15 protein-coding genes and 1 other annotated feature are annotated in these 13,699 nt (G+C 44.6%); all 15 genes read right to left on the bottom strand.

Annotation, left to right across the window (positions count from 1 at the left end; all coding sequences use genetic code 11):
* Positions 1–18: 18 nt before the first annotated feature.
* Positions 19–522 (bottom strand): 50S ribosomal protein L10, encoded by a 504-nt coding sequence (gene rplJ / locus MMY95_RS07790; RefSeq protein ID WP_003643933.1) that lies wholly within the window; start codon positions 520–522, stop codon positions 19–21.
* A gap of 29 nt (positions 523–551) precedes the next feature.
* Positions 552–665: a sequence feature (ribosomal protein L10 leader region), on the bottom strand.
* A gap of 55 nt (positions 666–720) precedes the next feature.
* Positions 721–1,410: a 50S ribosomal protein L1 gene (gene rplA, locus MMY95_RS07785; RefSeq protein WP_003640943.1), complete on the bottom strand. Its 690-nt coding sequence runs from the start codon at positions 1,408–1,410 to the stop codon at positions 721–723.
* 100 nt (positions 1,411–1,510) lie between these two features.
* Positions 1,511–1,936, bottom strand: coding sequence for a 50S ribosomal protein L11 (gene rplK / locus MMY95_RS07780; protein WP_003640942.1), 426 nt, complete (start codon positions 1,934–1,936; stop codon positions 1,511–1,513).
* Between the two features lie 101 nt (positions 1,937–2,037).
* Complete coding sequence (locus tag MMY95_RS07775) at positions 2,038–2,925, bottom strand: alpha/beta hydrolase (protein WP_003640941.1); 888 nt, start codon at positions 2,923–2,925, stop codon at positions 2,038–2,040.
* Positions 2,926–2,952: 27 nt separating this feature from the next.
* Positions 2,953–3,501 carry a transcription termination/antitermination protein NusG gene (gene nusG / locus MMY95_RS07770; protein WP_003643932.1) on the bottom strand — a complete coding sequence of 183 codons (549 nt, stop codon included), beginning with the start codon at positions 3,499–3,501 and terminating at the stop codon, positions 2,953–2,955.
* Positions 3,502–3,605: 104 nt separating this feature from the next.
* Positions 3,606–3,791 (bottom strand): preprotein translocase subunit SecE, encoded by a 186-nt coding sequence (gene secE, locus MMY95_RS07765; RefSeq protein ID WP_003640939.1) that lies wholly within the window; start codon positions 3,789–3,791, stop codon positions 3,606–3,608.
* A gap of 11 nt (positions 3,792–3,802) precedes the next feature.
* Positions 3,803–3,952, bottom strand: coding sequence for a 50S ribosomal protein L33 (gene rpmG / locus MMY95_RS07760; protein ID WP_003637768.1), 150 nt, complete (start codon positions 3,950–3,952; stop codon positions 3,803–3,805).
* 61 nt (positions 3,953–4,013) lie between these two features.
* Positions 4,014–4,577 carry a sigma-70 family RNA polymerase sigma factor gene (locus MMY95_RS07755; RefSeq protein ID WP_003644973.1) on the bottom strand — a complete coding sequence of 188 codons (564 nt, stop codon included), beginning with the start codon at positions 4,575–4,577 and terminating at the stop codon, positions 4,014–4,016.
* 545 nt (positions 4,578–5,122) lie between these two features.
* Entirely contained in the window at positions 5,123–5,671 is a 549-nt protein-coding gene (locus MMY95_RS07750) for an NYN domain-containing protein (protein ID WP_003644974.1), read from the bottom strand.
* A gap of 1 nt (position 5,672) precedes the next feature.
* A complete protein-coding gene (gene rlmB, locus MMY95_RS07745) occupies positions 5,673–6,458 on the bottom strand; it encodes a 23S rRNA (guanosine(2251)-2'-O)-methyltransferase RlmB (protein WP_241277579.1) in 786 nt (261 codons plus the stop codon).
* On the bottom strand, positions 6,430–6,840 hold the full coding sequence (locus tag MMY95_RS07740) for a Mini-ribonuclease 3 (protein WP_003640934.1): 411 nt from the start codon (positions 6,838–6,840) through the stop codon (positions 6,430–6,432). Before MMY95_RS07740 ends, rlmB begins: the two co-directional genes overlap by 29 nt.
* Position 6,841: 1 nt before the next feature.
* On the bottom strand, positions 6,842–8,254 hold the full coding sequence (gene cysS / locus MMY95_RS07735; RefSeq protein ID WP_003644975.1) for a cysteine--tRNA ligase: 1,413 nt from the start codon (positions 8,252–8,254) through the stop codon (positions 6,842–6,844).
* 277 nt (positions 8,255–8,531) lie between these two features.
* Positions 8,532–10,022, bottom strand: coding sequence for a glutamate--tRNA ligase (gene gltX / locus MMY95_RS07730; RefSeq protein ID WP_003640932.1), 1,491 nt, complete (start codon positions 10,020–10,022; stop codon positions 8,532–8,534).
* Between the two features lie 325 nt (positions 10,023–10,347).
* Complete coding sequence (locus MMY95_RS07725) at positions 10,348–11,523, bottom strand: PIN/TRAM domain-containing protein (RefSeq protein ID WP_003640931.1); 1,176 nt, start codon at positions 11,521–11,523, stop codon at positions 10,348–10,350.
* 15 nt (positions 11,524–11,538) lie between these two features.
* Positions 11,539–12,918 (bottom strand): DNA repair protein RadA, encoded by a 1,380-nt coding sequence (radA, locus tag MMY95_RS07720; protein WP_053267373.1) that lies wholly within the window; start codon positions 12,916–12,918, stop codon positions 11,539–11,541.
* Positions 12,919–13,699 lie beyond the last annotated feature (781 nt).

Genomic DNA, 13,699 nt, shown 5'->3' with positions numbered 1-13,699 from the left:
TAACACACTGACAGCAAATTAAGCTGCGTCTTCGTCGCCTTTTTCAGCAACCGCCTTAACAGCGTATGCAACGTTACGAACAGGTGCTTGTAACAAGTTGGCGATCGTAGCCAATAATTCTTCACGTGATGGCATCGTAGCGTATTCTTGAACAGTTTCAAGATCAGCAACTTTACCTTCGATCACGCCACCCTTTAATTGAAGGGCATCAGCGGTCTTCGCGAAGTTAGCCAAGATCTTTGCAGGAGCAACTGGGTCTTCTTCAGAGAAGGCAACGGCAGTAGGACCAGCAAATACAGGTTTTAAGTCTTCAAATCCGGCCTTATCAGCGGCACGCACCATGATCTTGTTCTTGATAACGCGCATCTTAACACCGGCTTCACGTAATTGCTTACGTAAATCAGTTACTTGTTCAACAGTCAAACCACGGTAATCAACAACAATGGCTGATACTGAGCTCTTCAATTGTTCTGCAACTTCTTCGACTTCTTGTGCTTTAACAGCAATTGTTTCTTTACTCAACAGATTCACCTCCCAGAATTTTGGTTCAGGGATTTATAAAAAAATCCCTATGTCCACCAAGACATAGAGAAAAAACAATGTCCTCGGCAGGTAGATTAAGGCCGTTAAGCCGCCTGAGTCTTAGGTAGAGATATTACTTAACCTCTAGTAATCTATCACAGATCACCCACGGGGTCAATTGTTTTCAGAATTTAATCCTTAAAATGATGCTAAATCAACACGTACCGCTGGGGTAAAGGTTGAAGTAACAACTAAGTTTTGGATGAAAGTCCCACGTACTGAGGCTGGACGAGCTTTCACGATGGTGTCTTCAATGGTCTTGAAGTTACCAACTAACTTGTCAGTATCGAATGATACCTTGCCAACAGGAACGTGAACGTTACCGTCACGGTCAGTCCGGTAAGTCACCTTACCAGCTTTTGAATCGTTAACGGCTTTAGCAACGTCCATCGTAACCGTACCAGTCTTAGGGTTAGGCATTAAGCCTTTAGGTCCAAGAACCCGACCTAAACGACCAACTTGGGCCATCATGTCAGGGGTAGCGATTGCGACATCAAAGTCTAACCAACCGTCTTGGATCTTCTGAACTAAATCAGTTTCACCAACAAAGTCAGCACCGGCTTCTTCAGCTTCTTTAGCCTTGTCACCCTTAGCAAAAACGATAACGGTTTGATCTTTACCGGTACCATTAGGAAGGACAACCGCGCCACGAAGTTGTTGGTCGGCTTGCTTTGTATCAACGTTTAATTTGAAGGCAACTTCAACAGTTGCATCAAACTTTGCGAAATCCATTTTTTTAACCAAGTCTACCGCTTCAGTTACATCGTAAGCTTTGTCACGATCAACGAGCTTAGCGGCGTCTTGGTATTGTTTACTTTTCTTTGCCATCTAAGTGTTTTCCTCCTTGCAAATGTGGTTCAAACGGAGATTTCCTCCCACTTGACACATTCATTTTGATGAAGTGTCCGACATACTCAACAGTACTGAATTAGCCTTCGACGGTGAATCCCATACTCCGAGCAGTACCTTCGATCATGCGCATAGCTGCTTCAACGTCAGCTGCGTTTAGATCTTGCATTTTAGTTTCGGCGATTTGCTTAACTTGATCTTTGGTTACAGTTGCAACCTTCTTCGTGTTAGGTTCACCGGAACCACTTTCAACACCGGCAGCTTTCTTCAATAGAACGGCAGCAGGTGGGGTCTTAGTGATGAAGTCGAATGAACGATCTTCGTACACCGTAATCACAACAGGGATGATCATACCTGCTTGATCAGCAGTACGAGCATTGAAATCCTTTGTGAAACCCATGATATTGATACCTGCTTGACCTAAAGCTGGGCCAACTGGCGGAGCAGGTGTTGCTTTGCCCGCAGGAATTTGTAATTTAACAACGTTAGCTACTTTTTTAGCCACGAGACATTCCTCCTTAGTCCGTGATGTGGTAAATGGAGCTGAGTTTTTGCTCCTCCCACGTAAACGTGCATACGTGACGCACAAATATCATTGTAGCATATCTATTTTTCACCAGCAACCTTTTTTGTAGCTTCTGGATATAAAAACTGGACGATTTGGCGATCAACTTCATAGTTTTCATGTAATCGTGAATGGCGGGCATTCTTACCATGTACCACAAATTCTTGATACTGGTCACGCGTTGGTCGCAGTAAAAAGCGCAATGACAACGCACTATTCAGAGCGACAGCACCATCACTTTGCGCCGCATCGCCAATGTTACCCGCAATATTCAAATACGAAATCGTGTTTGGCAATCGTTGGAGCGTTCGCAAAAAATAATTATAAACGGGCGTAGTCTTAGTTGGTCCGGTCGCCGTCAACGGGTGATTTTCAATCGGATACGTATTTTGCCCGACCTCACTATCATTAAACGGCGCACCAATTGTGACAACCTTGCGGACTTCCGGTAAATTGACCAGTTTGGCAGCTGTCGTCAAGTATTGAAAGAGCACCACACCACCCATCGAATGAGCGACTAAATTGATCGTCTGAACGTGCTCATGCGCAATCAAATACTGCACAACTGCCAAGACGCCCGCCGCCTGTTGCCGTACAGCAACGCGTGGCGTGGCAAAAATCAACTGTACCATTGGGCGGTAAGCGTCTAGCTCACCAGTCACATGGGGATGATTATGTCGATCAATCATTACGACTAATGACTTATTGGCGATGCCCCCGGCCGTAAAACGTTGGAGCATGCCACCAAAAGAGAACCGGTTGCCCGCATACCCTGGAATAAATAGCGTCACGGCGCTATCATCTGCTGAATTAGCCGACACCGACTGCCGCAAATGCTGCGGTCGCCCGTATTGCCAAAATTTAAAGGTGATACGCCCCAAAATACCGAGCACTAAGGCGCCGATGATGACTAAAATTACTTCTGCCAAGATGGTCCACCAGCTTACTTAAATTAATTACCGAATCTGGTCAACTTGATCGAAGTCCAATTCAGTACTTGTTTCCCGACCGAACATATTGATATTAACCTTGAGCTTCATCTTTTCGTTGTCAATTTCAGTAATTTCACCAGAAAGGCCAGAGAAAGCGCCATCGATGATGGTAACTTGTTCGCCAACTTCAACGTCCAATTCGGTATGCCGAGCACTCATGCCTAGTTGATGCAAGATTTGTTCCGCTTCTTCAGGCAACAATGGCGTTGGTTTACTACCTTGCCCATGTGATCCTAAGAACCCAGTAACACCTGGCGTATTCCGAACAATATACCAAGCTTGGTCCGTCATGACCATTTCAACCAAAACGTAACCAGGGAAGATCTTCTTCATTTCAACTTTGTCTTTCCCATTCTTGACTTCATGAGCTTCTTCTTCGGGAACAACGACCCGGAAAATATTGTCTTCCATTCCCATAGATTGAATACGGGATTCCAAGTTAGAACTAACCTTATTTTCATAACCAGCGTAGGTATGTAAGACATACCATCTTTTCTCAACAGACTCGACCATTATTATTCTCCTTTAAAATGTCTTTTGGCAAAATAAAAAAACCTCGTTTGCACGAAGTTTTCTTTCAATGCCATTATTATAACAAAAATTTGTTCAAAAAGCCATTAATGCCAGCTTGTTAACATTTGTAATAATAATTGGATAATCCAATCAAATAAAGCGAAAAACGCCACGAAGAACAGTGATGTTGAGACAACTGTCCACGAATCACGACGATTTTCCCGCCAAGTTGGCCAGGTCACTTTTTTCATTTCATGTCCAACTTGACCAAAAAATTTAAATAAGCGCATGTCTAATCCCCCTACCGCGTTTCACGATGAAGTGTGTGTTTACCACAATATTTACAAAATTTCTTAACTTCTAAGCGGTCAGTTCGATTCGGGTTAGCATCAATCGTGTAGTTCCGCGAACCACAAACGGTACATGCCAGTGCAACTTTTTTCTGTGCCATCGACAAAACCTCCATAATAAATCAGGTATAACATTAGCATGGAACTTTTCGAATGTCAATTTCAGGCAGCGTCTTGTAAAAAGTCACGCATCTTCTTGCGGCATCGATCCGTGGCGTTGACCACTTGATCAACTTCCACTTGCCGACTCAATGCAATCCGTTCTGGCGATTGCCCTGCCAATAGATCCATAAAAACCAATCCTTCAAATGCCGAACAGATTGCTGGAAAAATCCGCACCTGCTCACGAACATGAACCACATCAAGGGTCGAGGCCCTTAGCGTCTGAATATTGCATAAGATATCCTCATCATTAACATCCAGCGATAAGATATCCCCTTCCGGACGACGCTTGCGAGCCTGTGTCCGCCGAATATGATCAATAATCTGATTACTCAATAGCACCCGGTAATAAGTGCCAAAGCTACATTGCCGTAGCCGTTGATACTTTTTAGCCGCTCGATAAACTGCAATTCGACCTTCTTGAAGCCAATCATCCTCGTCAAAGTTCCGGACATAGTATTGCCGTCGCAACCGCCAAACAACTGGGACATACTGCTGGGCTAATGCATTAATGCTTGCATCATCACCATCTGCTGCTAAGTGGATCAATTGCTGTTCATTCACGTGACATTCCTCGCTTCTGACTAGTTTCAGAAACTGCACCCCTGAGCATCTGTAATGCTAATATACCGGGTTAATTGTGCCGTCACAAGCGAACGAACGTTTCAATTCAGCCACCTCAGCACTCACAGAAATCTTCTTATACGCGGCTATCAAAACTACTATGATCGTCCCATTCATCAACCTAATAGTGCTATATCGCACTAATTATTAGTAATATCAAAATATTGCTAACGCCAAAGACAAGTGCGACCTACTTAAGCCCGTTGGAGACGAGTACGCGCGTCCGCTGGAGTTGCACGAAGCCACTACACTGTCTAACCAACCGATTAATGCAATCGCCAGCGCAAACTCCGATAACACTAAAACTGTTATGACAAGCCATCCTAACATCTAGTGAACAGCAGCTGAACTGGGGCATTTGATTACTAGATATTTTAATACTAGAACTGCTTTCGAGCCTTAAATTGCCACTGGTTATCTTTTGCAAAATTTAAATATTAATTATGACGATTTAGAAACAGCCCACGCTCGCGGCAACCACCTAATTACGACCTGTGATGATGTTTAACGTGATTGCGTTCTAGTTGTTGGCGGTACTGATCCAAGGCCGATAATTGATCATCATTCCAGGGTGATTTACGAACGGCACCTAAATCCTGGGTGCGCACGGCAGTATGACGCACATCTTTCAGCGCAGTCTTGACGCGGTGTCGTAATTCCAAGGCTGGTACTCGTAATGCACCTTCCGAAAAGATTACCCATTGTTCTGCCTGATCACTAGTCGCAACCGTCACTTGAAGTACTCGCGATTGCTTTTCACCCGCGTACTTTTCGATATAACTGTCAGCGGTCTGGTCTTTACTCGTCCAAATAATCTCAAGATCAGCTTGGCGATAACTCTTAGAATTACCCGGAACGTACATCGCATCAAAAACCAGGCTAATATTAAGGCCCGTAATTTTTTTATACTCAGTCAACATGCTAATTAACTCGTCACGAGCTTGCGGCAACCGGTCCGTTTGTTTTAAATGATTGAGTTCTGGCCAGTTGCCAATCATATTGTAAGCATCGACAATCAATAATTGTTGTTTCATCTTATTTTCCCAGTGGATGCCGGGACGTGTAGCCTTGATAAATCAGAAGGCTGGCCGCCACACTGGCATTCAAACTTTGAACATGACCAATCATTGGAATGGTCAACATTTCGTCCACACTCTTCTTAAGTAATGGTGAAATTCCCTTACCTTCATTACCAATAATCAAACCAACGGCACCGGAAGCATCCCACTGTCGGTAGTCCGTCCCATTCATATCAGTCCCAAAGATCCACAGACCGGCTTCTTGCAATTGTTTAACCGTTTGAACCAAGTTCGTCACCCGCGCAACTTTCACGTGTTCGATAGCCCCCGTTGACGTCTTGGCAACCGTACTGGTTAACCCCACGGCGCGCCGTTTCGGAATAATGATGCCATGGGCGCCAGCTGCATCGGCCGTCCGCATAATCGAACCTAAGTTATGGGGATCTTCGATATTATCCAAGATCAAGAAAAATGGCGCTTCATTCTTAGCCTTAGCAACAGCAAATAAATCATCAATGGTGGCATATTCAAAAGCAGCCACCCCCACAGCTACCCCCTGATGGTTGGCGTTGTCGGTTAAACGGTCTAACTTTTGTTTCGGCACGTACTGTACGATCAAATTACGTTTCTTCGCAATCTTGGCAATGTCATTCAGTACATCGGCCTGTAGACCGCTTTGAATAAAGACTTTGTTGATCTGTTGATCACTCTTGATTGCTGCCATGGCGGGGTGCCGCCCAATTACAAAGTCAGCTGCTGTTTGGTCTTGTCCATTATTTGACACTGGAAACCCTCCCTTCATCAACTTGTTTAATACACCACTGTGCCAGTTCTGCAATTCGGTCCGCCTGCTGAGTCAATTGTAAATACCCAAAAACGGCTTCAAAACCGGTTGAGATCCGGTAAGTGACGACATCGGTATGTTTGGCCGACGTATGACTCTTGGCATTCCGTCCACGCTTAAAAACGTCCACTTCAGTTGGCGTTAAAACTTCCTCGGCCTGCATCCGTTCGATCAGTGCCGCTTGCGCTTTGGCTGAAACATAGTGGGTTGCGTGGTGGTGCAACTTAGTGGCTTTAGTAAAACCACTTTCAATCAAATGTTGGCGAATAAACGGTTCATACACCGCGTCACCGAGGTACGCGAGTGCAATCCCGTTTAATTGTTGATAATCAACTTGCATATTATTCCTTTCTAAACCGCACACCCTGAGGCGTATCTTCTAAAATAATCCCCTGAGCTTTCAAATCATCACGAATCTGGTCGGCCTTAGCAAAATCCTTAGCTTTACGAGCAGCTTCTCGTTCATCGATCAGTGCTTGAATCGCGTCATCAGCCAGCGTCGCATTAGCCGTTTCAAAAGTGACGCCGAAGACGCCAGTCAACTGCACTAATGCCTTCTGTAAGGCAATCAACGTCTCTTTTTGAACCGTTGCCTTGGCTGCATAGACATTGGCTAACTTAGCTAATTCATACACAGCAGCCACCCCGTTTTGAACATTGAAATCGTCATCCATTGCGGTTCCAAAGTTAGTGATGAGTGTCTGTAACTGTTCTGCCACCGCAGTATCCGTCCCGTTCGTCGCATCTTGCAACCGGAACGTGAGATTACGATAAGCATTACGTAACTTATCCAAGTTATTAGCTGCTTCGTCTAAGTTGGCCTGCGTATATTGAATCGGTCGCCGGTACTGGGTCGTCGCCATGAAGAACCGTAGCACTTGCGGATCAACCGTTTTAATAATATCGTGAACCGTCACAAAATTACCTAATGACTTACTCATCTTTTCGTTGTCATCGCCAACCGTCACAAAACCGTTGTGTAACCAATAATTGGCAAACGTCTTGCCGGTCTTCGCTTCACTCTGGGCAATTTCATTTTCATGATGTGGGAATTCAAGGTCCTGACCACCACCATGAATATCAAACGTATCGCCCAAGTACTTAGTAGACATGACCGAGCATTCAATATGCCAGCCGGGCCGACCCGCACCCCATGGCGATTCCCATGAAATTTCACCGGGCTTGGCTGCTTTCCAGAGTGCAAAGTCAATTGGATCTTCTTTACGATCGGTTTCTTCATCGGCAGTATGCTGACTGGCACCCACTTCTAAATCATCGATTCGCTGGTCAGATAACTGACCATACTTTTTAAACTTCCGTGCGCGGTAATATACGTCGCCAGCTGATTCGTAAGCATAGCCCTTTTCAATCAATGCTTGTACAAATGCAATGATTTCTGGGATATTCTCAGAGGCCCGCGGGTGAACCGTCGCTGGTTCAATATTGACCGCAGTCGTATCTTCCATAAAAGCTTTAATAAACCGGTCAGCAACTGCTGGTACCGTGGTGTGATCTTCAGCGGCACGTTTGATCAGCTTATCATCCACATCCGTGAAGTTGGAGACATAGTCAACGTGGTAACCGCAATATTCAAAATACCGTCGGATAGTATCAAAGGCAATTGCAGAACGCGCATTACCGATATGAATATAGTTATAAACGGTCGGCCCACAGACATACATTTTCACGACTCCGGGGGTGATAGGCTTAAACGGTTCTTTTTGACGCGTTAACGTATTAAAAACACTTAACATATTGGCGACAACTCCTTTCAATTGAATCATTACTTTTGATGATAGTTTACCATGTTTGAAACACAAATAAAAAGCATCCCTCGCACGGCGGAACCGAAACTCCACCATACAAAAGATACTTTCATATGCAGTCACGCGCCACTGGGTAACTTTCGCGATACTGAGATAACGCTCACCCGGGGACTAGCTTGCTGACCGCACGATGTATTAATTGCGTTGTCTTGCTGACGACGACCGCCACTTACGACAACCAACTAATATTTTAATAATCCATTCATTACTTGGCGAGTTCCGCAATCATAGCATCGAGATGCTTCTTGGTCGTTTCACGCCCTAATAATTCAATCGTTTCTGGTAATTCTGGCCCGTGCATTTCGTGAGAAACGGCGATCCGGATCGGCATGTATAATGCCCGGCCCTTGATCTTCGTATCCTTTTGAATGCTCTTGATCGTCTTTTGAATTGCGGTTGCTTCGAAGACGTCAATATCTTCGATTCGTTGCCGGAATTCCTTCAAGACAGGGAGTGCCGTGTCATTATCAAGTTCGGCCTTAGCTTCATCATTGATATCAGCCGGACCATTGAAGAAGAGATCTGCTAAATCAACGATTTGACCAGTATAGCTCATCTGGTTCTTAAATAATGAAACCAACGTCCGTGTCCATTCAATCTGGCTCATATCTGGGCGTTGTGGTAACCGGCCAGCCTTGATCAATTGGCGAATTGACATTGCAAAGACTTCATTTTCGTCAGCCTTCTTAATGTACTGGTTGTTCACCCATTCCAACTTCTTGCCATCAAAAGCTGCTGGTGACTTGCTCAACCGCTTTTCATCATACATTTTGATGAATTCGCGCTTACTGAACAATTCACTTTCGCCAACTGGTGACCATCCTAGTAGGATGATGAAGTTAAGCATTGCTTCTGGTAAGTAACCCAATTCACGGTATTGTTCGATAAATTGCAATACGGTTTCGTCACGCTTGCTTAACTTCTTACCGGTTTCGGTATTGATAATTAAGCTCATGTGGCCAAACTTCGGTGGTTGCCAACCAAAGGCTTCATAAATCATCAATTGCTTAGGCGTGTTGGCAACGTGGTCATCACCACGGAAGACGTGGCTAATTTCCATCATATGGTCATCAACAACCACCGCAAAGTTGTACGTTGGCATCCCGTCACGCTTCTTGATGACAAAGTCGCCACCAACCGTCTTGGATTCAAACGAAACTTTACCTTTAACCATGTCATCCCAAGCATAGGTCGTATTTTCTGGGACGTGGAAGCGAATAACGGGTTGGATACCAGCCGCCTTAGCAGCCGCGATCTTCGCCTGTTTTTCGTCTTCCGTCATGCCAGCAAATTCGTAGACGTAGTGTGGCATTTCCTTACGCGCTTTTTGAGCTTCACGTTGTGCCGACAATTCGTCTTCCGTCATGTAAGATTCGTAAGCTTTACCTTCATCAATTAATTGTTGAATCAACGGGTCATAGATTGATTTCCGTTCTGATTGACGGTAAGGGCCAAAGTCGCCACCCTTATCCGGACCTTCGTCCCAATCAATCCCTAACCACGTCAAATTGTCCATCTGACTCTTTTCACCGTCTTTAACATTCCGCTTTAAATCGGTGTCTTCAATCCGAAGAATGAACTTTCCCTTATTATGCCGGGCAAATAAATAGTTAAACAATGCAGTCCGAGCATTACCAATGTGTAAATGGCCAGTTGGACTTGGTGCGTAACGCACACGAATCTTGCTCTTTGCCAATGTGATTAACGCCTCTTTCGTATTTTTTCATCTTAAATGTTACGCCGGAACCTTTCTATCGACCAGAATATTCCGACTTTCACTTGCTTTTCCAGTTTACCATGTTTACCGCTAAAAATTAAGGTTTCAGACTGAACCCATTGTAAAAATATCGAAACAGGCCCTAATCGTACACTAACAACATCCCAATTTATTGATAATGAGCATTAACCCTCCTATTTTGTTGCGATTCGGCCGCCTCCCTTACGACGTCCTGGATTAGTCATCATTGAACAAAAAAACGGTAGCCCCCATCAAATGAGTTGCTACCGTTGAATCGCTTAACCTAGTGCCGATTATCGCGATTATTATTTCGATTATTACTATGATTATTGTTGTGCTTATTATTTCCATCCGCATGATCCGGGATTCCGCGATTAGCGTGCGCTAAACGGGCAAAAATCATTCGACCAGCATCCGTTTGTAAGGCGCTCGTTACAACGACATCCACCTTTTCATTGATGTAAAACTTCCCATCTTCGACGACAACCATCGTCCCATCGTCCAAGTAACCGACCCCTTGTTGGCGTTCGCTACCATTTTTGACGACCATGACATTCATCTCTTCACCAGGAATAACCCGTGGTTTCAACGACTTAGCCAACTGATTAATATTGAGAACTTGTACGTTTTGGAACTCAATCACCTTATTCAAGTTGTAGTCATTCGTCACGATCACACCGTTGACTTTTTTAGCCAATTGAATGAGTTTACTATCAACTTCTGGAATATCCTCAAAATCGCCCTCGTACATTTCAACCGGGATAATATTTTCATTTTGTAGCTTATTTAAAATATCTAGCCCGCGACGACCCCGCACACGTTTAATACTATCAGCTGAATCCGCAATGTACTGTAATTCATACAAGACGAAGTTCGGTACTAACAGTGTCCCTTCTAAGAAACCAGTCTTGACAATGTCGTAAATCCGGCCGTCAATCAAGATGTTGGTATCTAGAATCTTATAATGATGATAGTTCTGATCTGGCTGAGCATCAGTAATCTCCGGACTTGTTTCCTTTTCACGACGGCGGAAGTTGAAAACTTTCCGCCACTCGTCGATCCGGGTAGTCCCGACTCGCGCACCAATGTAACCAAAAAACAACATCAAAATAATTGGGACGACCGTGTTCAATAGGAATAATGGACTACGATTAAATAATTGCGAAATCAGAACCGCGATCAATAACCCAATAATAAATCCGATACTGCCAAATAAAAGTGTCATTGGATTTTGCTTGGATAAGTTCTTTTCGACTCGATCCACCAGTCGTACAGCGGCATTGGCTAAGAACAATGACAAAACCCATAGAATCAGCGCCCCCAACAAAAAGTTGGTAAAAACGTTATTCAATAACACATTTGGTTGCGACAAAATTGTCGTCCACAAGAACGGCAGGTAAGTTAGTCCTAACGTACCCCCGACGACAATAAATACTAGTCGCACCGTTAACTTCTTCATGGCATCAGCCCCTTTTTAATAATTTGGTTGTTGTAATGCTAATTGGAGCGCTTCTTTTAGCGTGGCAACTCCAATTACTTCGATTCCAGTTGGGATATCCCAACCTTGCAGATTATTCTTAGGAATAAAGATACGTTTAAAACCTAGCTTAGCCGCCTCACCAACTCGTGATTCAATCCGGTTGACCCGCCGAACCTCACCAGTCAAACCGACTTCACCAACAAAACAGTCACTCGGACGAGTCTGCTGGTCACGATAACTAGAAGCCACACTGACCGCAATAGCTAAGTCAATCGCCGGTTCATCTAACTTAACGCCACCGGCCGCTTTCAAATACGCGTCCTGGTTCTGAAGCATTAGACTCGCCCGTTTTTCCAACACTGCCATAATCAAGGAGACTCGATTATGATCCAAGCCACTTGCGGTCCGCTTCGCATTACCAAAGACCGTTGGCGTTACCAGCGCTTGAACTTCTACTAAGATTGGTCGTGTTCCTTCCATTGAAACAACGATGGCGGAACCCGTAGCATCCTTCAGACGTTCTTCCAAGAAGATCTCTGACGGATTGGCCACTTCATACAAACCGCCCGTCCGCATCTCAAATATTCCCAGTTCATTCGTTGACCCGAATCGATTCTTGACTGCCCGTAAAATGCGGTACGTATGATGTAAATCACCTTCAAAGTACAAAACGGTATCAACCATATGTTCTAAGATCTTAGGCCCCGCAATGGCACCACCCTTAGTCACATGGCCCACAATAAAAATGGTAATGCCGTTAGTCTTCGCAATTTGCAGTAGTTCAGCCGTAATTTCACGGATTTGTGATACTGAACCAATCGCAGAGTCCATATCAGGTTCTTGCATCGTTTGTACCGAATCAATGACCACAAATTCTGGATGCGTCGATTCAATCGTTGAACGAATATTCGACATATCAGTCTCAGGATAAAGATAAAAGTCTTCACTGCTAACAGCCAGCCGGTCCGCCCGCATCTTCACTTGGGAGGCACTTTCTTCACCAGTCACGTATAGTACGGAACCACCCGTCTCGGCCAATTGCCCCGAAACTTGCAGTAGTAACGTTGACTTACCAATACCTGGATCACCACCGATCAAAACTAGTGAACCTGGCACAACACCGCCACCTAAGACCCGGTTGAACTCTTTCAGCTTAGTCTTGACACGCGGTGTCTTAGTCAGCGACACTTCTTTGAGTCGTTGTGGCTTAGCCGACTTACCCGCAAAGCTCACCCGCGACTTGCGGTCCGGTTTTGTATCAAAATGTTCTTCAGTTAGTGTATTCCATTCACCACAGTTCGGACACCGTCCTAAATATCGCGGTGTTGAATAACCACAGTTAGAACAAACAAACTGAGTTTTTGCTTTTGCCACGTACACACGTCTCCATTTCTCCGCCAACATATCAATTTAATGTTGGGTATTGGGATTTCTAAAATATTTACTTCATCCGCGCCACACTGTCATGAGTCATGATTAAAAGGTGCCGTTTTTTTAAATTTAAAAGCAGCCAGCTTAGATTCGCTGGAAACAGTTCGAGTTAGCGTAAACTTGCTTAGTTAATTCGTCCTACACCGACCTCCAGACATTTCTGCCAATTGCCGGAACGCGGTGGGCACAGATTTGAGCCGAAGCCCACGTCTTAAATACTGGCCTTTCACGCTTTTATGCCATATTGGTGAAACGTGTTCGGGTCAGACTGAGACTTCCGGTTAGCTACGCTATGACGCCAAGCGGGAATTCACCGCTTAACGGCCTAGCTAGGCTAATCCTCAGTCTCAACTCATCTGAACCTCACACTCTTGCAGTACTGGGCATTGTCAGAAACACCTTCCAGTCGGGATGGTATTCGAATAGCTGATGAAGATGTACCCAACTTTTGATGAATTGGTCGTTGTTTTTCATAAACGGCAATTTTCTCAATCAACTGTCAGGCTGAAAATGATGTTGTGATGACTTACTATTTCTGAGTTACCAGTCATAATACATTGAACGTTTCGACAAAGTAGAGAATACATTCTGATGTTTCGCTCAAAGTTTTCGTATCAAAGTAGTCAGCAACCAATTGTACCAAGTTAAGCGGCCGTTCATTTGCCATTCGAGCGGCTTCCCGACTGGAGGGGCTGGGTGACAATGCTCAGTAGCCAAATTATTC

Origin of the sequence: Lactiplantibacillus sp. ME-2 (assembly GCF_022549155.1) — a bacterium.
In the GTDB taxonomy this organism is placed as follows: domain Bacteria; phylum Bacillota; class Bacilli; order Lactobacillales; family Lactobacillaceae; genus Lactiplantibacillus; species Lactiplantibacillus plantarum.
Note: the sequence above shows the minus strand (reverse complement) of the source record. Positions and strands in the feature narration are given on the sequence as shown.